Annotated in this window: 16 protein-coding genes and 1 pseudogene; 14 read left to right on the plus strand and 3 right to left on the minus strand. The window is 63.9% G+C overall.

Annotated features, from left to right (window positions below; all coding sequences use genetic code 11):
* Positions 1–34: 34 nt before the first annotated feature.
* Together AC3ANQ_RS17865 and AC3ANQ_RS17870 are read left to right on the plus strand one after the other, a co-directional pair.
* Complete coding sequence (locus tag AC3ANQ_RS17865; RefSeq protein ID WP_488302265.1) at positions 35–706, plus strand: GntR family transcriptional regulator; 672 nt, start codon at positions 35–37, stop codon at positions 704–706.
* Positions 707–1,206: 500 nt separating this feature from the next.
* Complete coding sequence (locus AC3ANQ_RS17870) at positions 1,207–2,031, plus strand: IclR family transcriptional regulator (protein WP_488302266.1); 825 nt, start codon at positions 1,207–1,209, stop codon at positions 2,029–2,031.
* Here the strand turns inward: AC3ANQ_RS17870 and AC3ANQ_RS17875 are convergent.
* Both AC3ANQ_RS17875 and AC3ANQ_RS17880 read right to left on the minus strand, forming a co-directional pair.
* On the minus strand, positions 2,028–3,164 hold the full coding sequence (locus tag AC3ANQ_RS17875; RefSeq protein ID WP_488302267.1) for an aromatic ring-hydroxylating oxygenase subunit alpha: 1,137 nt from the start codon (positions 3,162–3,164) through the stop codon (positions 2,028–2,030). The genes AC3ANQ_RS17870 and AC3ANQ_RS17875 overlap by 4 nt on opposite strands.
* A gap of 45 nt (positions 3,165–3,209) precedes the next feature.
* A complete protein-coding gene (locus AC3ANQ_RS17880) occupies positions 3,210–4,406 on the minus strand; it encodes an NAD(P)/FAD-dependent oxidoreductase (protein ID WP_488302268.1) in 1,197 nt (398 codons plus the stop codon).
* A 232-nt stretch (positions 4,407–4,638) separates the two neighbouring features.
* On the opposite strand from AC3ANQ_RS17880, the gene AC3ANQ_RS17885 reads away from it, so the two are divergent.
* The 8 genes and pseudogenes from AC3ANQ_RS17885 to AC3ANQ_RS17920 form a co-directional block, all read left to right on the plus strand.
* The gene (locus AC3ANQ_RS17885) at positions 4,639–4,989 is read left to right on the plus strand and encodes a bifunctional 3-phenylpropionate/cinnamic acid dioxygenase ferredoxin subunit (protein WP_268024675.1); all 351 of its coding nucleotides are present in this window, start codon (positions 4,639–4,641) and stop codon (positions 4,987–4,989) included.
* A gap of 47 nt (positions 4,990–5,036) precedes the next feature.
* Positions 5,037–7,544 (plus strand): GcvT family protein, encoded by a 2,508-nt coding sequence (locus tag AC3ANQ_RS17890; RefSeq protein WP_488302269.1) that lies wholly within the window; start codon positions 5,037–5,039, stop codon positions 7,542–7,544.
* A gap of 56 nt (positions 7,545–7,600) precedes the next feature.
* Entirely contained in the window at positions 7,601–9,361 is a 1,761-nt protein-coding gene (gene betA, locus AC3ANQ_RS17895) for a choline dehydrogenase (RefSeq protein WP_488302270.1), read from the plus strand.
* A gap of 8 nt (positions 9,362–9,369) precedes the next feature.
* Entirely contained in the window at positions 9,370–10,890 is a 1,521-nt protein-coding gene (locus AC3ANQ_RS17900; protein ID WP_488302271.1) for an aldehyde dehydrogenase family protein, read from the plus strand.
* The gene (locus AC3ANQ_RS17905; protein ID WP_488302272.1) at positions 10,887–11,921 is read left to right on the plus strand and encodes a quaternary amine ABC transporter ATP-binding protein; all 1,035 of its coding nucleotides are present in this window, start codon (positions 10,887–10,889) and stop codon (positions 11,919–11,921) included. Before AC3ANQ_RS17900 ends, AC3ANQ_RS17905 begins: the two co-directional genes overlap by 4 nt.
* Positions 11,921–13,954 (plus strand): ABC transporter permease, encoded by a 2,034-nt coding sequence (locus AC3ANQ_RS17910; RefSeq protein WP_488302273.1) that lies wholly within the window; start codon positions 11,921–11,923, stop codon positions 13,952–13,954. The genes AC3ANQ_RS17905 and AC3ANQ_RS17910 overlap by 1 nt, the downstream gene beginning before the upstream one ends.
* 42 nt (positions 13,955–13,996) lie before the next feature.
* Positions 13,997–14,971, plus strand: coding sequence for an ABC transporter substrate-binding protein (locus AC3ANQ_RS17915; RefSeq protein ID WP_265980928.1), 975 nt, complete (start codon positions 13,997–13,999; stop codon positions 14,969–14,971).
* 141 nt (positions 14,972–15,112) lie between these two features.
* Positions 15,113–15,266, plus strand: a pseudogene (locus AC3ANQ_RS17920) (IclR family transcriptional regulator); the annotation flags it as partial.
* A gap of 285 nt (positions 15,267–15,551) precedes the next feature.
* Here the strand turns inward: AC3ANQ_RS17920 and AC3ANQ_RS17925 are convergent.
* Positions 15,552–16,685 (minus strand): LOG family protein, encoded by a 1,134-nt coding sequence (locus AC3ANQ_RS17925; RefSeq protein WP_488302274.1) that lies wholly within the window; start codon positions 16,683–16,685, stop codon positions 15,552–15,554.
* A gap of 62 nt (positions 16,686–16,747) precedes the next feature.
* On the opposite strand from AC3ANQ_RS17925, the gene AC3ANQ_RS17930 reads away from it, so the two are divergent.
* From AC3ANQ_RS17930 to AC3ANQ_RS17945, 4 genes are all read left to right on the plus strand, one after another.
* Positions 16,748–17,527 (plus strand): gamma-glutamyl-gamma-aminobutyrate hydrolase family protein, encoded by a 780-nt coding sequence (locus AC3ANQ_RS17930; RefSeq protein WP_488302275.1) that lies wholly within the window; start codon positions 16,748–16,750, stop codon positions 17,525–17,527.
* Between the two features lie 128 nt (positions 17,528–17,655).
* The gene (locus tag AC3ANQ_RS17935; protein WP_488302276.1) at positions 17,656–18,060 is read left to right on the plus strand and encodes a cupredoxin domain-containing protein; all 405 of its coding nucleotides are present in this window, start codon (positions 17,656–17,658) and stop codon (positions 18,058–18,060) included.
* A 24-nt stretch (positions 18,061–18,084) separates the two neighbouring features.
* Positions 18,085–18,516: a hypothetical protein gene (locus AC3ANQ_RS17940; RefSeq protein ID WP_488302277.1), complete on the plus strand. Its 432-nt coding sequence runs from the start codon at positions 18,085–18,087 to the stop codon at positions 18,514–18,516.
* A 276-nt stretch (positions 18,517–18,792) separates the two neighbouring features.
* A complete protein-coding gene (locus tag AC3ANQ_RS17945) occupies positions 18,793–19,533 on the plus strand; it encodes a GntR family transcriptional regulator (protein WP_488302278.1) in 741 nt (246 codons plus the stop codon).
* Positions 19,534–19,550 lie beyond the last annotated feature (17 nt).

Genomic DNA, 19,550 nt, shown 5'->3' on the forward strand with positions numbered 1-19,550 from the left:
CAGACTTGGAATTGCGGCAAACGGGAGAGAGCACATGAGCACTGCATTGGAAGCACTGGAAACGGGCACCCAGGGAACGTCCTTGGCGGAAAACGCCTACCTGCTCCTGCGCGACCGGCTCATCATGCTGGAGATCAAGCCCGGCGACCCCATCAATGATGGGCAGATTGCCGCGGAACTCGGCATCGGGCGGACGCCTGTGCGCGAGGCCATCAAGCGGCTCGAAAGCGACCACCTGGTGGTGTCCTATCCCCGGCGAGGAACCTTTGCCACCGGCGTCGACATCACCCAACTGGCGGACGTCTCCGAAATCCGGGAGCTGCTTGAGCCCCTGGCCTCAAGGCGGGCTGCCCGCATGGCCAGCCCCAAGGTGCGGGAAGAACTGCGCGAGGTCGCTGCCGCCATCAGCGGCTTGGAAGGGCACGACGCCGGCCAGCAGGAACTCATGCGCTACGACATCCAGGTGCACCGGCTCATCTACAAAGCCGCGGCTAATCCGCACCTCGAGGACGTGCTGATCCGCTACGACAACCTGGCAACACGCATCTGGTGCCACATGTTGGACAAAATGCCCTCAGTGACAGGCCACGTCGCGGAGCACGCTGAACTGCTCACCGCGATCGCCGACGGCGACGAAGACCGTGCGGCCGCACTCGCATTGCACCACGTGGTGAGTTTCGAAGAGACGATCCGCAAGGTGCTCTAGGTTCGGCACATGCGCTGACCCTAGCCGTTTCTCTTCCAGTGTTTGGGCCACTTCACGTTCAACAGGAGCAATCCCAGCAAGAGGGCATCAACTGTCATTACCCCCGCCATTAAGTAAGCCCAACCGATGAACATGGCTCGATCACCACCAGTCGGCGGCCCGAAGTGCGGGGTTGCATCAGAACACGCATACCAATCTCCTGACCCGGATCCCCCAGTCACTCGATAGTCCACCAAGTGTGGCACGAAGGCGCGTCAGAAGGAATGGCCTCAGCCCGGGGCAAGGACACAGAACTCATTGCCTTCCGAGTCGGCGAGGCACACCCATGACACATCGCCCTGGCCGACGTCGGCGTCAGTGCGCCCAGGGCCCGCAGCCGGGCCACCTCTGCAGCTTGGTCATCGCCCGGATACGCCTATGACCAGGTAAAACCTGCCGCATCCCAAGACACGCAGCCAAGTGTGACGGCCCACTTGACCGCGTTTGAGACGATGAACCACATGGACGCTGACGTAAGCCCTGCCAACGACCCCGACACCGATCCCGCCGGTGCGCACCATGCCGGTGTGCAGTCCGTGGACAGGGCCATCACCGTGCTCGAAATCCTGGCGCGCAACGGCGACGCCGGTGTGAGTGAAATCGCGGAGGAAATGGGCGTCCACAAATCAACGGCGTCGCGACTGCTGAGCGCCTTGGATGCCCGGGGCATGGTACAGCAGAATCACGAGCGCGGAAAATACCAACTGGGTTTCAACATCCTGCGCTTGGCTAGCGCCATCCCGGCCCGGCTCAGCCTGGTCAGGGAAGCACGGGAAGACCTCGAGGCCTTGGCCGAGAAGTTCGCTGAGACCGCCAACCTGGCCGTCCTTCGGTCAAACTTCGCCGTCAACGTGGACCAGGCCATTGGCCCCAACACGCTCGGTACCCAGGACTGGATCGGCGGCCTCACGCCGCTCCACGCCACATCAAGCGGCAAGGTCATGCTTGCCGCCCTGCCGCCCGCGACGCGCGACCGTGTCCTCAGGGAGGCCGGCCAGGCGCAATACACGCCACGCACCATCACTGACCGTGACGAGCTGGAGCAGCAAATGCCGGTCATCGCGGAGGCGGGTTACGCCGCCACGTATGAGGAACTCGAACGCGGACTCAACGCCGTCGCGGTTCCGATCCGCAACCACAGCGGCACCGTGATCGGTGCGATCAGCTTGTCCGGCCCCGCCTTCCGTTTCGAACCGGAAAAAATACCCGGCCTCCTTGATGCGCTCAAGCAGGCCGGGCATTCAATCAGCGTCAAGATGGGCTACACCGCAGCCAGCGGCGGTTAGCCCTCCACTGGGACGTCGGCGATCTTGCTGGTGACCCAGCTGTGGAACGCCTCGATGTGGTGCTCGCTTGGGACCAGGACGCCGCCCTTGGCATAGATCTTGGAGCCCATGGCCGGCTGGCAACGTTCGCAGGCGTCGAAGTCCTGCTCGTTGACCCGGTGGAACAGCTCCACCGATGCCGAGACGTCTTTGCCGGATTCCACCACACTGGGCAGGTACAGCCAATCGCATTCGACGATCGTGTGGTCCGCTGCCAGCGGGAACATACGGTGGATGATGACATGGTCCGGGACCAAGTTGACGAAGACGTTCGGCTTGATGGTCACCGCGTAGTAGCGGCGGTCCTGGTCATCGCCGACTCCGGGAATGCGATCCAGGCCTTCGGAACCGTCAATCGTGAAGCCCTTGATATCCTCCCCGAACTCGGCGCCATGGCCCACAAAGTACTGGGCGGCCAGGCCGTCGGCGAACTCGGGCAAGACCTCCGTGAGTTCGGGGTGGATCGTGGCACAGTGGTAGCACTCCATGAAGTTTTCAATGATGAGCTTCCAGTTGGCTTTGACGTCGTACTTGATGCGCCGGCCAAGGCTCAGGTTCGCGATGTCATAGTCGTCAACAGCCCGCAGATCCCCGAGGCGCTCCTCGATCGCACCCATGACGTCTTCCTCGAACGACGGTGGCTCATCCGCGAGGCAGACCCAAACGTAGCCCATGTATTCCCGGACGTGGACCTTGACCAGTCCGTATTCGTTGCGGTCGATATCCGGCATCTTGGTGAGGTTCGGGGCCGCAATGAGTTTTCCCTCAAGATCGTAGGTCCAGGCGTGGTACGGGCACTGGAACGAGCGGTTGGCCTCGCCTGATTCCTCCATGCAGAGCTTCACGCCGCGGTGCCGGCAGATGTTGTAGAACGCGCGGATCTCTCCCTTGCGGGTGCGGTTGATAAGCACGCTCTCGCGGCCGATCTGGACCGTTTTGAACGATCCGGCCTTTTCCAGGTCCGCGGTCCGCACTGCGCAGAACCACATTTGTTCGAAGATGTGCTCCTGCTCGGCGCGGAAGATGTCTTCACTGACATAAGTGCGGCCGGGGAGAGTGGGGATCAGGCTGGGGGAAACAACTTCAGTGGTCATTCTGACTCCTATTCAGTGATGAACGTGGTTGAGACTTGGGAATGTTTACGGGGTTGCCAGGACGGGCTGGGAGTTGCGGGCGTTGAGTTGCCGGCGCCAACGGGTGAATAGACGCGGCTGGTTCACCCCGAGGACGGCTACCGGATCCTCGCCCCGGTAGTACACCGCGAGGAAGCTGTGCGTATCGGGCTGCCCGGCTTCGATCTCGATACGCTCTGCGTCCCGGGCGTGGCCGGCGAACTGCAGCGTCACTCCGTACTGGTCGGACCAGAAGTACGGCAGGTTGAGCTGTTGGGGAGGGGCCGAGTGATCCAGGAGTCCGGCGACGGCCAGGGCGGAACGTTCCTGTGCGCCAGTCCAATGCTCCACGCGGAGGTGCCGCCCGCTGCGTGCGTCGAACCAGGCCGCACAGTCCCCCACGGCGACCACTCCGGGGACGTTCGTCCGTCCCATCGAATCGCAGGTGACGCCGTCGTCGATCGCCAGGCCCGAACCGGCCAGCCATCCGACATTGGGGACTGCCCCGATTCCGAGGAGGACGACGTCGGCGGAACGGTACTGCCCGTCGCTGAGCCGGACACCGGTCACGTTTCCTTCGTAGCTGTAATACGAGTCGATTCCTGTGTCACAAATCAGCTCCACGCCGTTGATCCCATGGAGCGTGGCCATGACGGCAGCCATCTCCGGACCGAGAGGAGCGGTCAGCGGCATCGGGCTTTTGCAGATGATTGTCACATCCATTCCCAGGCCCTTGGCTGTTGACGCCACCTCTGCGCCGATGAATCCAGCGCCAACCACCAGCAGGCGGCCGCCCGGAACGAGTTCCGGAGCCAGATCCTGCGCATCCTCGAGCGTCCTCAGGGTAAAGACATTGGATAGGCCCGCAAGTTCGGGCAGCGTGCGGGCTGAGGCTCCGGTGGCAATGACGACGCCGTCGGCCACCACCGTGCGCCCGTCACCGAGGGTGATGGTCTTGCTAGCTGCGTCAAAGCTCCTCGCAGGCGCGCCTAGCAGCCATTCAGCCTGGAGGGGGTCATCCGAACCCGTCTCCTCGGCTTCCAGTAGCAAGTGCTTGATGCCGATTTTTCCTGCCAGGAACTCTTTGGACAGGGGTGGACGGTCATAGGGCCGGTGCTGCTCATCTCCAATGATGAGGAGCCGGCCACAAAAGCCCTGCGCCCGGGCAGCACGGGCGGCGGAAAGACCCGCCAATGATGCCCCCACGATCGCCAATGTCTCCATGGCTTCCTCCTCGCCGAGCCGTTCGAAAGTTTATTGCGCATTACGCAACAAACTTCATTATGCGAAACAGCGTGACGGACTTCACAATGCATGTCAAGGAAACTGCGAAGTAACTTCAACCCCTTGACAAGCCCCTGTGAGGTCCATCACTCTGTTGCGTATTGTGATCAGCGTTGATCATGAGACAACCGCCCCACAGGTTTTGACCAATCCGGTGAAAGAGGTTCTTGAGATGCACAGTGCTTGCCCGCTCAGCTCGTTGGCCCCGGGGGACGCGATTCGTCTTGAGACGTCCCCGCCCATTGCCGTATTTCACACCGAAGAGGGCGAGCTCTTCGCCCTTGACGACACCTGCACGCACCAAGACGCCTCCCTCGCCGACGGCTGGGTGGAGGACTGCTGGGTCGAGTGCCCCCTCCATGCTTCGAAGTTCAATCTCCGCACCGGAGCGGCCGACGCTCCTCCCGCCAAACTGCCCATCAGGGTCCACGAAGTCCTGGTGATTGACGGCCACATCATGGTCAAGGAATCCGAGGACGCCCCCAACCTGCCGCCCGGACTGACCGTCGACGGCCACGTCTAGGTTCCCACAACTTCCAGCCCCGCCCTTCTACTTCAGGAGCTTCCCGCATGTCCACAACACCCCGCGTCGTCATCATCGGAGCCGGCATCGTCGGCGCCAATCTCGCGGATGAGCTGTCCACCCGCGGCTGGACCAACATCACCGTGGTAGAGCAAGGCCCGCTGAAGCTGGCGGGCGGCTCTACCTCGCACGCCCCCGGCCTGGTGTTCCAGACCAACGCTTCGAAGACCATGACCCAATTCGCGTCCTACACGGTGGACAAGCTGCTCTCACTCAGCGAATCCGGCGTCTCCTGCTTCAACCAAGTGGGCGGACTCGAAGTGGCAACCACTCCGGAACGCCTTGAGGACCTCAAGCGCAAGCTGGGCTACGCGGCCTCGTGGGGTGTGGAAGGCCGGCTCATCGATCCGGACGAATGCGCCAAGCACTACCCGCTGCTCAACCAGGAAAAGGTGCTCGGCGGGCTCTACGTTCCCTCCGACGGTTTGGCCTCCGCCGCCCGTGCGGTCGGACTGCTCATCGCCAAGGCGAGCGCCGCAGGAGTCACGTTCCGCGGTTCCACCGCCGTCACCGGCATCGAACAGTCCGGCGGCAAGGTCTCCGGCGTCGAAACGCCCGACGGCGTGATCCCCGCAGACATCGTGGTCTCCTGCGCAGGGTTCTGGGGGCCCAAGATCGGCGCCATGGTGGGCATGTCCGTGCCGCTCCTCCCTCTGGCGCACCAGTATGTCAAGACCACCTCCGTGCCGGACCTGGTGGGCCGGAACGATGCTTCGCGGCTGCTTGATCCGGCCAACGGCGCCTGGATGCCGATCCTCCGCCACCAGGACAAGGACCTCTACTACCGCGAGCACGGGGACCGGATGGGCATCGGCTCCTACGCCCACAAGCCCATGCCCGTGGACCTCCGGGAGCTGCCCGAGGTTGCCGCGGCCGACATGTCCGAGCACCGGATGCCGTCCCGCCTGGCGTTCACGGAAGAAGACTTCCTGCCGTGCTGGGAAGACTCCAAGGAACTCCTTCCGGCACTCGCCGGCGCCCGGATTGCCGATGGCTTCAACGGGATCTTCTCGTTCACTCCCGACGGCGGTCCCCTCGTCGGCGAGTCCAAGGATGTTGAGGGCTTCTTCGTTGCCGAGGCCGTATGGGTGACGCATTCCGCCGGCGTGGCCCGTGCCCTGGCGGAGCGCCTCATCGAGGGCCAGTCCCGCATTCCGCTCCACGAATGCGAGGTCTCCCGCTTCGAAGAAATCCAGACCGCGGAGAGCTACGTCAGCGAAACGTCGCAACAGAACTTCGTGGAAATCTACGATGTCCTGCACCCGCTGCAGCCGAGGATTTCCCCGCGTGAGCTGCGCGTGAGCCCGTTCAATGCCCGCCAGAAGGAGCTCGGGGCGTTCTTCCTTGAAGCCCACGGCTGGGAGCGCCCGCACTGGTTCGAAGCCAATCGCGGCTTGCTCGAAGAGCTCCCGGAAGAATGGCAGGCGCCGGAGCGCGAGCCCTGGGCAGCCATGTTCCACTCCCCCATTTCCGCCGCCGAAGCTTGGAAGACGCGCACCGCCGTCGCGCTCTATGACATGACGCCGCTCAAGCGGCTGGAGGTTTCCGGCCCGGGAGCGGTAACGCTCCTGCAGCGCCTCAGTGCCGGGAAAGTCGACAAGAAGGCGGGTGCCGTGACGTATTGCCTGCTCCTCAACGACGACGGCGGCATCCGCAGCGACATCACGGTGGCCCGGCTGGACGAGACCACCTTCCAGGTGGGCGCCAATGGCAACATCGATTTCGACTACTTCACCACCGAAGCCCGCAAGCAAACCGCCGAGGACGTGCGCCAGTGGGTCCAGGTCCGCGACATCACCGGTTCCACATGCTGTGTGGGTCTCTGGGGACCGTTGGCCCGCGAGGTGATCGCCAAGGTCAGCGACGACGATTTCAGCAACGACGGTTTGAAGTACTTCCGGACTAACAAGGTGCGGATCGGCGGGATTCCGGTCACGGCGATGCGGCTCTCTTACGTGGGCGAGCTGGGCTGGGAGCTTTACACGACGGCGGAAAACGGCCAAAGGCTCTGGGACCTGCTTTTCGAGGCCGGTCAGGAGCAGGGCATCATCGCAGCCGGCCGCGGGGCGTTCAACAGCCTACGCCTGGAGAAGGGCTACCGGCTGTGGGGTACCGACGTGACTCCTGAGCATGAGCCGTTCCAGTCCGGCCTGGGCTTCTCGGTCGGCAAGGACAAGGAAGGGTACGTCGGCGCCGAGGCCCTCAAAGCCCGCCGCGAACTGCCCGTCAACCGCCGCCTGCGTTGCCTGACGGTCGACGACGGCACGTCCGTGGTGTTGGGCAAGGAACCTGTCTATTTCCGGGGAGAGCCTGCCGGCTACGTCACGAGTGCCGCCTACGGCTACACCGTCCGCAAACCGATCGCCTACGCGTGGCTGCCCGCCGAAGCGGGCGAGGGTGACGCCGTCGAGATCGAATACTTCGGCAAGCGGATCCCCGCCACCATCTCCGCCGATCCCCTCGTGGATCCAAACATGGAAAAGCTGCGAGGCTAACGCCCTCTTGGCTATCGGAACACAGCAACGGGGATCACTTCAAAGGAGTTCAACTAATGGCCAACGAAAAGTTTGACTACGTCATTGTGGGTGGAGGCAGCGCCGGATCGGTGCTGGCAGACAGGCTCAGCGCAGACCGCACCAAGACCGTACTGGTCCTGGAGGCGGGCCGCAGCGACTACCCCTGGGATCTGTTCATCCAGATGCCCGCTGCGCTGACCTTCCCCAGCGGGAACAGGTTTTACGACTGGCGCTACCAATCCGACCCCGAGCCGCACATGCACGGACGCCGGATCGCCCACACCCGCGGCAAGGTCCTGGGCGGCTCCAGTTCCATCAACGGGATGATCTTCCAGCGCGGCAACCCCTTGGACTACGAACGCTGGGGAGCCGACGCCGGAATGGAGACCTGGGACTTCGCGCACTGCCTCCCATACTTCAACCGCATGGAAACCGCCCTCGCCGCGGAACCCGACGATGAACTGCGCGGACACAGCGGACCTTTGGTCCTTGAGCGCGGTCCCGCCCGCAATCCCCTTTTCCAAGCCTTCTTCCGCGCCGCCCAAGAAGCCGGTTTTGCGCGAACCAACGATGTCAACGGGTACCGGCAGGAGGGCTTCGGCCCCTTCGACCGCAACGTGCACAAGGGCCAGCGGCTCTCTGCCTCCCGGGCTTACTTGCGGCCGCACCTCAACCGGCCCAACCTCACGGTAAGGACCCGGGCGCTCGTATCGAAAATCAACTTCACCGGAACTGGTACTTCCGATGTCAGGGCCACCGGCGTCAACTACCGCCGGAACGGCAAGAAGCACAGCGTGGATGCCCAGGAAGTCATCCTGTGCGGAGGAGCCATCAATACTCCGCAGCTGCTGCAGTTGTCCGGCGTCGGGGACTCCACGCACCTCAAGTCTCTCGGTATCAAACCGGTGGTTGACCTCCCGGGCGTCGGCGAAAACCTGCAGGACCACCTGGAGGTCTACATCCAGCACGCCTGTACCCAGCCGGTGTCCATGCAGCCCAGCCTGAGCCTTTGGCGCTATCCATGGATCGGCCTGCAGTGGCTGTTCGGCCGCAAGGGACCGGCGGCCACCAACCATTTCGAAGGGGGCGGCTTTGTCCGCTCCAACGAAGAGGTGGCCTACCCCAACCTCATGTTCCACTTCCTGCCGGTGGCCGTCCGGTACGACGGTCAAAAGGCCGATGCCAAACATGGTTACCAAGTGCACATCGGCCCTATGTACTCCGACGCCCGTGGGAGCCTGAAGATCACCTCCACGGATCCAACCGCCCACCCGTCCATGAAGTTCAACTACCTTTCCACAGACCAGGACCGGCGCGAGTGGGTCGAAGCCATCCGGATTTCGCGGCACATCCTTGAGCAGTCGGCCATGGCGCCTTTCAATGGTGGTGAGCTCTCCCCTGGCCCAGCAGTCCAGACCGACGAGGAAATCCTCGACTGGGTAGCCCGCGACGCCGAGACCGCCCTGCACCCGTCCTGCACGGCCAAGATGGGTCCGGCCACGGATCCCATGGCCGTGGTGGACCCCCTCAGCATGAGGGTGCACGGCACCTCGGGCCTACGCGTGGCGGATGCCTCGGCAATGCCGTACGTGACCAACGGCAACATCTACGCACCGGTGATGATGCTGGCCGAAAAGGCTGCGGACTTGATTCAGGGCCGCGAACCCCTCGCTCCGATCGCCGCCGAGTTCTACCGTCACGGCACCAGCCCACTTCCGGACAGCACGGTTCCGGTCAGCTTGGGCGGCCTGGACAGCGCGGAGAGCCGGCCCGAAGCCAGCTCGGCACGGAACTAGGGAGCGGCATGAACAGCCCACAACTTTCCCAGACCCACACGGTGCGCGGCAGCTACGTCGACGGCGGCTGGCGGCAGTCCGCCGGAGGAGTCCGCAGCATCACCTGCCCGGCGGACGGCACGCATGTTGCCGACGTCGCCGAATGCACCTCGGCGGACGCCGAGGCAGCGGTGGCGAGCGCCCGGAACGCGTTCGACGACGGCCGCTGGCCGAACACGCCGGAACTGGAACGCGGCGCGATCCTGCTCCGCGTGGCCGAGCTGCTGCTGAGGGACAAGGCCGCCTACGCCGCAGCCGAAGCCCTGGACACCGGCAAGCGCCTGGTCGAGGCCGAGTACGACATCGACGACGTCATAGCCTGCTTCCGCTACTACGGCAGCGTGGCTGGTACTGACGCGGGCCGCGTGATCGACACCGGCCGGCCCGGCGCCATCAGCCGGGTCATCCACGCGCCCGTAGGCGTCTGCGGCCTCATCACGCCGTGGAACTACCCGCTCCTGCAGGCTTCGTGGAAGGTTGCGCCCGCACTCTTGGCCGGCAACACTTTTGTCCTCAAGCCCAGTGAGCTGACACCCTCCACGTCCATCCTGCTCATGGACACCCTGCGGGAAGCAGGAGTGCCCGACGGCGTCGCGAACCTTGTGACGGGAACGGGACCGGAAGTGGGGGCTGTGCTCAGTTCCGATCCGCGGGTCGATCTGGTCTCCTTCACGGGCGGACTGGAAACCGGCAAGCGGATCATGGTGGCTGCTGCGCAGACGGTCAAGCGCGTGGCGCTCGAGCTTGGCGGCAAGAACCCGAATGTGGTCTTTGCCGACTCTGACCGGGAGGCCGCGGTCGATAACGCGTTGACTGCCGTCTTCCTTAATTCCGGCCAGGTCTGCTCGGCCGGGGCACGGCTCATTGTCGAAGAGTCCATTCACGAGGAATTCGTGGCAGAAGTGGTCCGCCGTGCACGCCAGATCCGGCTGGGCGGCCCCTTCGACCAGGAAGCCCAGACCGGCCCGTTGATCTCCACGGCCCACCGGGACAAGGTCCACGCCTACGTGCAGGCCGGAGTTGCGGAGGGCGCCCGGTTGCTGTGCGGGGGCTTCATTCCGGACAGCCCGGCGCTGGCCGGTGGCAGTTTCTACCCGCCCACGGTATTGGACGGTTGCAAGACCTCGATGCGCGTGGTCCAGGAAGAATCCTTTGGCCCCGTCATGACGGTGGAAACATTCACCACCGAGGAAGAGGCCGTCCGGCTGGCGAACGACACCGTCTACGGACTGGCCGGTGCCGTGTGGACGGCAGACGCTTCGAAGGCCCAGCGGGTCTCCGAAGCGCTGCGCCACGGGACGGTCTGGATCAACGACTACCACCCGTACGTTCCGCAAGCCGAATGGGGCGGCTTCGGACAGTCCGGCAATGGCCGCGAATTGGGGCTCGCGGGCTTGGCCGAATATCGAGAAACAAAACACATCTGGCAAAACATCAGCCCCGGGCCCAGCCATTGGTTCGAGCCGCCACAGGCAGGAGTACAGCAATGAACAGTCCTGACATATCAGTGCGCAACCTCTGGAAGGTCTTCGGACCCGGAGGTGAAAAGATCCCCAAGGATCCCGAGCTGTCGAAATTGAGCTCCGCCGAATTGCTTGAACGCACCGGATGCAATGCAGCCGTGCGGGATATGAACTTCGATGTCGCCAAAGGCGAGGTGTTCGTGGTCATGGGCCTGTCCGGGTCGGGAAAGTCCACCCTGATCCGGTGCCTCACCCGGCTGATCGAACCGACGTCGGGGAGTGTCCTCGTCGACGGCAAGGACGTGACACAGGCAGGAACCACTGAGCTTCGGGAGCTGCGTCGGCGGAAAATGTCCATGGTCTTCCAGCATTTCGGCCTCCTACCGCACCGCACCGTGCTGGACAACGTGTCCTACGGGTTGCAGATCCGTGGCGCCGCCAAGAACGAGCGCTACGCCAGGTCCCGCGAAATCATCGACCTCGTGGGGCTTAAAGGCTATGAGCAGCATTTCCCTGATCAGCTCTCCGGTGGAATGCAGCAACGGGTCGGGCTGGGCCGCGCCTTGGCCGGCGACCCGGACACCATCCTCTTTGATGAACCGTTCTCGGCCCTGGACCCGCTCATCCGGCGCGATATGCAGGCAGAGGTCATCCGGCTGCACAAAGAGATGGGCAAGACGATGGTGTTCGTCACCCACGACCTGTCCGAAGCGCTCAAACTCGGGGACCGCATCCTGATCATGCGGAACGGCGAGACAGTCCAGTGCGGCACCGGCGATGACCTCGTCGGATCACCGGCGGACAAGTACATCGCCGATTTCGTCTCCGAAGTGCCCCGGGCAGATGTCCTGACGCTCAAGTGGATCACCGATCCCGTAGAACCCGGCACTCCCGCGGACGCTCCCGTCTTGAGCGCCGGCACGATCATCCGCGACGCCATCCCAACGGTCATGAACTCATCGTGTCCTGTCCTGGTGGAAGACTCCGGCAAGATCACCGGCCAGATCGACCGAGACAGCATCCTGTCGGTCATCCGCGGCGCGGAAGTAGCGGCGTGATGTCCACCCTCGTTCGTGACCGGGCCCCGATTCATACCAGCCCCGTCTCTGTCCGTGCGCCGCGCAAGCGGCTAAGCCGCCGCGCGCTGCTCCTGGGCGGGGCCGGCGTCGTCTGGCTCGTTGGATTCCTGTTCCTCCACGGCACCGCGACCCTCACGCTGCCGGCGTCGGAACTTACTGACCTGCACCGCTCCCTCAACCAATTCAATGCCTGGGTGGCAGCGAACCGTGCGGACAATCCAGTCTTCCAGTACGTCTTCACTCCCCTCCGGGCCGCCGTCGACGCCGTCGCAAACCTGTTCATCGGCATTTTCGCGGCGAGCTCAACCGGGCTTCGCTTGCCGGAGATCGGCTGGCTGGGAACCGTCGCGTTGCTCAGCTGGATCGCCTTCGCCGTGGGCAATGCCCGGGTGGCTCTCCTGACCGCGGCGGCCTTCGTGTTCTTCGGTCTTCAAGGGCTGTTTGTGGAGGCGGCTTACACTTTCGCCCTTGTCCTCACGGCCGTCCTGTTTACCCTGCTGATCGGCATCCCCCTCGGAGTCCTGGCCGGGGTCTATGGCCGGGTTGCCAAAGTGATCACTCCGGTTCTCGACTTCATGCAGACCCTTCCCACTTTCGTGTACCTAGCTCCGCTGGCCCTCATCTTCCTGATCGGCCCCGCCTCCGCCGTGATCGCCACTGTGATTTACGCGGCACCTCCGGTCATCCGACTGACGGCGCATGGAATCCGATGCATCCCAGAGAACACCAGGGAAGCGTCCGACTCTCTGGGAACCACGGGCTTGCAACGGCTCCTCACCCTTCAACTCCCCCTGGCACGGCGCACCATCGTGATGGGGATCAACCAGAGCACCATGGCTGCGCTGTCCATGGTCACCATCGCGGCGCTCATCGCTGCACCGGGGTTGGGACAAGTGGTTGTCCGCGCCCTGCAATCGCTCGACGTCGGCACAGCCGTCAACGCTGGACTGTCGATCGTCCTGCTCGCCATCGTGCTGGACCGCGTAACGACGGCCGCCAGCCGCCGAGCCGAACCCGGGGCAAACCGCAAACGCCGGATATCGCGGCGAACCCGGTACATCCTGCTGGCCGCGACCCTGCTGGTGGCACTCGTCATGGTCCAGTTGTCCCGCACGATGCTCTGGGCAGCTGCCTTCCCGAAGGATCTCAACATTGGCCCAGCCATCGTCAGTGGCGTGAGCTCGGCCAGCGAATGGCTGCAGACCAACCTCTTCCTGTTCACGGTGTCCTTCCGCGAGGCAGTCACCACCGGGATTCTGAACCCGTTCCAGTCCCTTCTGACGGAAACACCGTTCTACCTCCTGGTCGCGGTCATTGTCATCGCGGCTTTTGCCCTCGGCGGCTGGAAGCTGTCGGCAGTCACGGCATCATGCCTGGCCGTGATCATCTACCTTGGCCTGTGGAGCGATGCGATGGTCACCTTGGCCGGCACCCTCGTTGCCACCGCAGTGGTCATCGTCCTGGGCGTCATCTTCGGCGTGGCCATGGGCAGGTCCAACAAAGTGGACCAGATCATGCGGCCCATGCTTGACGCGGGACAGACCATGCCCGCGTTCGTCTATCTGGTTCCGTTCCTGGGCCTCTTCGGCGCCACACGGTTCACCGCCATCATTGCCGGCATCATCTACGCCGCACCCGTAGCCATCAAGATCACGGCCGACGGCATCGCCGCGATATCGCCCACCGTCATGGAAGCCGCAGTGTCCAGCGGCTCAACCCCTTGGCAGGTCATCACCAAGGTCCAGCTCCCGATGGCCCGCCAATCCCTGGCTTTGGCCGCCAACCAAGGCCTGATCTACGTCCTGGCCATGGTGGTAGTCGGCGCGCTGGTCGGAGCAGGTGGCTTGGGGTACGACGTCGTCGCCGGCTTTGTCCAAAGTTCACTGTTCGGCAAGGGCCTCGCCGCCGGCTTGGCCATCGTATTCCTCGGCATCCTGTTGGACCGCATGACACAGGCTGCCGCGGCCAACCCCGTTCGAAAAGTCCCTTCAGCAAAATCAACCACCCACTAACGGCCCTGACACTCGCACACTGCCCAACAAGGAGACCCAACCATGAGTAAAGCTGGACTGCTGTTGAAACGAACAATTCCCACCCTCGCCGGAACCGCGGCTGCCGCCCTGTTGCTTGCCGGCTGCGGCGGCGCCACAGTCAATCAGGCCGCCGCGGCAGGTGCCTCAAGCACCCCCTGCGGAAGCGTCAACGTGGCCCTCAACGCCTGGGTGGGCTACACGGCGAATGCGGCCGTTTATAGCTACATCGCCCAAAACAAGCTCGGCTGCACAGTGGTCCAGAAGGACCTGTCGGAACAGATTTCCTGGCAGGGCTTCGCATCCGGCGAAGTCGACGTCGTTATTGAGAACTGGGGCCACGAGGACCTCGCGAAGCAATACATCACCGATCAGAAAGTAGCGGTCGACGCCGGACCCACCGGCAATGAAGGTCACATCGGCTGGTACGTACCACCATGGATGGCCGCCAAGTACCCGGACATCACGGACAGCAAGAACCTGAACAAATACGCTTCCCTCTTTGCCACGTCCGAATCAGGCGGCAAGGGCCAGGTCCTGGACGGCGACCCAGCGTTCGTGACCAACGACGAGGCCCTCGTCAAGAACCTTGGTCTGGACTACAAAGTGGTCTTCTCCGGCTCGGAAGCCGCTCTCATCCAGTCATTCCGCTCGGCCGAGAAGAACAAGACGCCCCTGCTGGGGTACTTCTACGAACCGCAATGGTTCCTTTCCGAGGTCTCCCTCAAGAAGGTCAGCCTGCCGGCCTACACGCCGGGCTGCGATTCCAACGCCGAGAAGGTGGCCTGTGACTACCCCGATTACAAACTGAACAAGGTGATCTCCAAGAAGTTCGCGGACAGCGGCTCTCCCGCCGCCAAACTGGCCAAGGCCTTCTCCTGGACCAACGCGGACCAGAACTCCGTCGCAACTGATATCCAGGGCGGGATGAAGCCCGACGCCGCGGCCAAGAAATGGGTCGATGCCCACCCGGATGTGGTGGCTGCCTGGCTCAAGTAGTCCCTGAACCCATCTCGCTCTGAAGCTCCCCGGATCCATGGATCCGGGGAGCTTCTTTGTGTTCTAGGGCGGGAGTCCACTCACTCTACGCAACCTCGTTGCAGATGATGCGCCACCTTCCCCAACTAGCTCGCACTTGTTATCGCAGACCACCGCGGAGACATCGTGGCCTCCGTACTGATCCCCGCCCCCCAAGTTCCGCGTCTCCCAGGACACTCTCGCCAGCCTCGGCGAGGCCTGCCAAGATGCAGCCCGGAAGATCACCACGCGCCTGGGAGGCCGCGCAGCGCACTAAGCTGCCGGCACCCTAAGAACCTGTGCCGCTCAGGACTCCAGAAATGGACATGCGCACTCGTCATCCACCGGACCTGCCCAGTCCGAAGCCTTAGCAGCGGACATAACGCTCTCGCCCAAAGGGACATGCCCAGCCTTGGAGTCCAGAGATGGGCATATTCGCAATATGTCCATTGTTCCGAGGCAAGGCTGGGCATGTCCCTTGCTGCCGGGGCGGGGCGGGGCGGGCGGGGCCGAGGCTGGGAAGGTCCGTTGCTGACGGGGGCGGAGACCAAGGCCCGAATAATTAGTCCGCGACGACGGCGAGCGCCTCCTCCACCGTGTCCACCAGGAAAATCCAGTCCTCCATCACTTTCCCGGCAGCGAGGCTCTGCAACATAGGCCACGCTGGATACTTGTGTTCCCAGTGGTCGCGTCCCACGAGCACCATCGGAGTGACGGTTTCCGGGGCACCGTAGAAGTTCTCGCACGCGTCCTGGAAAATTTCCTGCACGGTGCCGGCGGAGCCCGGGAGGAACACGATTCCGCCGTTGCACAATTCCAGCAGGATCGCTTCGCGCATGGAATTCGCGAAGTACTTGGCGATGTGGGTGGCAAAGAGGTTGGGCGGCTCATGCCCGTAGAACCAGGTGGGGATGCCCAGCGACGTCGTTCCGCGCGGATTGCGCCCGACGACGGCGGCCGCCGCCCGCGCCCAAGCCGTCACGGAGGGACGGAAACCCGGCACCGCCGCGAGCGAGCGGAGCGCGACGGCGAAGTCGACGTCGGGCAGGCCGCTCAAGTAGGCTCCCAAATTGGCCGCTTCCATGGCCCCCGGCCCACCACCCGTGGCCACGGTGAAGCCGGACAGTGCCAGGAGCCGCCCGAGGCGCGCGGCGTCGTCGAAATCCTGTGTTCCGCGTTGCGCGGCATGCCCGCCCATGACGCCCACGATCTTGTTCCCCGGGAAATCCCCGTTGCCCATGAGCTCGTCCAGGGCGTCTCCGATGGCGTGGTCGTGCAGCGCGGCGGCGAGGGTGGCGTCCAGGCTGGTCCGCTGCCCAGGCATGATGCTCCAGTGGTAGACCTGGGCATCCAGGGTGGCTTCGTACTCTGTCGAGTCAATGTCCTCGTAAAGTTCGGCGGCGCTGTAGAGGCTGCCCCGGTAGGGGTTGAACGGCACTCCGCGAAGCTTGGGAAAGATGAGGGCACCGCGGCCGCGCAGGGAGTCCTCCACGCCGTCGTCGAAGGTGCAGCCCAGGAAGATGGCGCCTTGGGGATCCAGCCGCTCCAAGTCGCCGCGCCGGCCCCGCAGGTCCAGCGACTGGGCGTGCCAGCCGTGCATGGTCGCCGCGCCGGAGCTGAGCAATCGGTCAAAATGGGCGATGCTCTCAATGTCGAGTGTGCGGGGGCTGGGGGCCAGGGCGCCGGACGGGTTCATGGCATCAGCGTAAGCCCGCGGTTCCGTTGCGCAGGAGTCGCCCGGCCGGTGCATCATGGAGCATGCAGACTTCCGAACAGCAGAGCAGCGTCCGGCCCCGGATCGGCATCCCCGTCCGCCTCAGCAGCTCCGAGGATGCCGATGCCCGCGTGGGAGAGGCGAATGAACTCTTCGATTTCATCGTCGAACTAGTGCGCGACGCCGGTGCGGAGCCAGTACTGCTGGACGCCTCCTTCACCGATGAAGCCGGCCGGCTGGCCACCGAGCTCCGTTCCCTCAACGGAGTCTTGCTGCCCGGCGGAGGGGACTTGGATCCGCGACTCTACGGCGAAGAGGCGATCGATGCCTGCTATGACGTCAACCCGGACCAGGACCGCCTGGACTTGGCGGTTGCCCGGGAATCGCTCGACGCCGGTTTGCCCACTTTTGGCATCTGCCGCGGCCATCAGCTCCTGAACGTGGTGTACGGCGGCTCACTCATCCAGGACATGCACCCGTCGGCGGTGGAGCACAACGGCCTGACCCCGGCGGAGGGTGAGCTGAGCACCTGGGCGTGGCACGACGTCGCACTTTCTCCAGGTTCCAAAGTGGCTGGGCTCTATGGCTCGCGGGACTCGGTGCGGATTGCCTCGGGACACCACCAGGCTGTGGACCGGGTAGGCGACGGCCTGGAAGTGACTGCGGTAGCAGAGGATGGCACGGTGGAGGCCCTCGAGGATCCGCAGCGCTGGGTGGCGTCCGTGCAATGGCATCCCGAGGCATCGCAGCTGCCCGACGAGGAACGGCTCGCGCCCTTCAAGGCTTTCGTGGAAGTCTGCAGGACGCTGCGCCCCGTGGCCTGACTGAGACGGCCAGTCTCCGCCCGCCGGAGGCAATTGCGCGTTCCCGTGAACCTGACCGCTTTGAAATTCGTCTCATCAGTGTGGCAAGCACATTCCGGCCACCGGACATGAGAATCGGGGAACCAATCATGGGAAAGAACCCCAAGGCATTGATGGTCATCGTCTCGGCGGCCCTCCTGATCGCAGTGAGTGGGTGCGGGTCGTCCGGTGGTGGCTATCAGGGGGCTTCATCGAGCCCACCTTCTGCCGCGTCCTCCAGCGCTCCGCCGTCTGGGACCTCCCAATCGCTCACCATCACCATCAAGAACTTTGGCTATCAAGGACCCGTCTCGGTCAGCCCGGGCGCCAAAATCACTGTGAAGAACGAGGACGCCCAGGCCCACACGGTCACTTCAGACGATGGGAAGGCCTTTGATGCCGCCGTCGATGGCGGGGGTGGAACAGTCCAGTTCACTGCACCCAGCGCACCTGGCAGCTATCCCTACCATTGCGCCTACCACTCCAACATGCATGGAACGCTGGTCGTGAAATGAGCACAGTGAAATGAGCGCAGTGAAATGAGCATGCGCGAACTGGGCGGCCGCAAGCCCAGGGACATCCTGTTGCGGCTGCTTGTCCTGGCAGCCTTGGTCATCGACGCAGTGGTGCATTTGCACCTTGCCCCTGGCTACCAGCTGGGCGCCCCAGGCGGAATCGGGCAAGGCAACCTGTTCCGCCTTGAAGCGGTCGCCGCGGTTCTCGCTGGCCTGTACGTCCTGGTCCGCGGCAGCCGGCCAGCCTATGCGGCCGCCTTGGTGGTCGCTGCCAGCGCCTTCATCGCAGTCCTCCTCTACCGGTATGTCGACATACCGGCCTTGGGCCCGATCCCGGCTATGCACGAGCCCGTATGGTTTTTCGAGAAGTCCCTCAGCGCCGTCGCCGAGGGACTGGGCGCCGTCCTGGCCGGCGTCGGCTTCCTTAGGCAACGCGGCAGCGCCCGGCGACGCTGACGGTGAACGCGGCAGCGCCCGGCGACGCTGACGGTGAACGCGGCAGCGCCCGGCGACGGCGCCTCGGTCCCCGGAGAGGGCGCCAACTACACCCCTGGTTCTGATGTCTGGACATGCCCCGCACCGCCCTCAAAACGGTGCAATAGACCCGCCTCCAATAACCTTGACCAAGCCAAGGCTCCTGCTATCATCGATAAAGCAGTATGTCCTATCAAGCGAACATGAGCGGACATGGAGCTACGTCCGGGACAGTCCCGGAACGCGAGGGAGCATGCAATGGCGAATCAACTTGGCCTCATTATCGACCGTTCTTCCCCTGTGCCTTTGTACCACCAGGTGGTCCAGGGCATCGAGGCCGCCATCCACAGCGGAGTGCTGGAACCCGGCAGCCGTTTGGACAATGAAATCGACTTCGCCGCCCAGCTCAACCTGTCCAGGCCCACCATGCGCAAGGCCATGGATGAACTGGTCCGCTCCGGCTTGTTGGTCCGCAAGCGCGGCGTAGGCACACAGGTGGTTTCGAGCCAGGTTCGCCGGCCCCTGGAGCTCTCCAGCCTCTACGACGATCTGACCAACAACGGCAAGAAGCCCACAACGCAGGTCCTCAGCTTCTCCCACATGGAGGCAGACGCAGCTACGCTGGCCGCACTGCAGCTCCCGGCGGGTTCGAAGGTCTACCACTTCACACGCCTCCGCAAGGTGGGCGGCAAGCCGCTTGCACTCATGGAGAACTGGGTCCGGGACGACATCGCTGCCATGGACGAAGCGATGCTGGCCGCGGAAGGCCTCTACGCCATTCTGCGCCGAGGCGGCGTCAACTTCCGTCTCGCCTCGCAGCGGATCGGCGCCATGATCGCCAACGACTACCAGGCACCGCTCTTGGAGGCGGAGGTCGGCTCGGCTTTGGTCACCATGGAGCGCACCGCCGTCGACGACACCGGACGCATGGTGGAAACCGGCCACCACGTCTACCGGGCGGATTCCTACAGCTTTGAAATGACACTCGTACAGCGCTAACGCAAGGACATAACTTC

The sequence above is a fragment of the Arthrobacter sp. DMZ02-1R genome (genome assembly GCF_057747935.1).

Excerpts from the sequence above, each read along its gene's own strand:
- AC3ANQ_RS17865 (WP_488302265.1), top strand. The coding sequence starts at position 35 with ATGAGCACTGCATTGGAAGCACTGGAAACGGGCACCCAGGGAACGTCC.
- AC3ANQ_RS17870 (WP_488302266.1), top strand. The coding sequence starts at position 1,207 with ATGGACGCTGACGTAAGCCCTGCCAACGACCCCGACACCGATCCCGCC.
- AC3ANQ_RS17875 (WP_488302267.1), bottom strand. The coding sequence starts at position 3,164 with ATGACCACTGAAGTTGTTTCCCCCAGCCTGATCCCCACTCTCCCCGGC.
- AC3ANQ_RS17880 (WP_488302268.1), bottom strand. The coding sequence starts at position 4,406 with ATGGAGACATTGGCGATCGTGGGGGCATCATTGGCGGGTCTTTCCGCC.
- AC3ANQ_RS17885 (WP_268024675.1), top strand. The coding sequence starts at position 4,639 with ATGCACAGTGCTTGCCCGCTCAGCTCGTTGGCCCCGGGGGACGCGATT.
- AC3ANQ_RS17890 (WP_488302269.1), top strand. The coding sequence starts at position 5,037 with ATGTCCACAACACCCCGCGTCGTCATCATCGGAGCCGGCATCGTCGGC.
- betA (WP_488302270.1), top strand. The coding sequence starts at position 7,601 with ATGGCCAACGAAAAGTTTGACTACGTCATTGTGGGTGGAGGCAGCGCC.
- AC3ANQ_RS17900 (WP_488302271.1), top strand. The coding sequence starts at position 9,370 with ATGAACAGCCCACAACTTTCCCAGACCCACACGGTGCGCGGCAGCTAC.
- AC3ANQ_RS17905 (WP_488302272.1), top strand. The coding sequence starts at position 10,887 with ATGAACAGTCCTGACATATCAGTGCGCAACCTCTGGAAGGTCTTCGGA.
- AC3ANQ_RS17910 (WP_488302273.1), top strand. The coding sequence starts at position 11,921 with ATGTCCACCCTCGTTCGTGACCGGGCCCCGATTCATACCAGCCCCGTC.
- AC3ANQ_RS17915 (WP_265980928.1), top strand. The coding sequence starts at position 13,997 with ATGAGTAAAGCTGGACTGCTGTTGAAACGAACAATTCCCACCCTCGCC.
- AC3ANQ_RS17925 (WP_488302274.1), bottom strand. The coding sequence starts at position 16,685 with ATGAACCCGTCCGGCGCCCTGGCCCCCAGCCCCCGCACACTCGACATT.
- AC3ANQ_RS17930 (WP_488302275.1), top strand. The coding sequence starts at position 16,748 with ATGCAGACTTCCGAACAGCAGAGCAGCGTCCGGCCCCGGATCGGCATC.
- AC3ANQ_RS17935 (WP_488302276.1), top strand. The coding sequence starts at position 17,656 with ATGGGAAAGAACCCCAAGGCATTGATGGTCATCGTCTCGGCGGCCCTC.
- AC3ANQ_RS17940 (WP_488302277.1), top strand. The coding sequence starts at position 18,085 with ATGAGCATGCGCGAACTGGGCGGCCGCAAGCCCAGGGACATCCTGTTG.
- AC3ANQ_RS17945 (WP_488302278.1), top strand. The coding sequence starts at position 18,793 with ATGGCGAATCAACTTGGCCTCATTATCGACCGTTCTTCCCCTGTGCCT.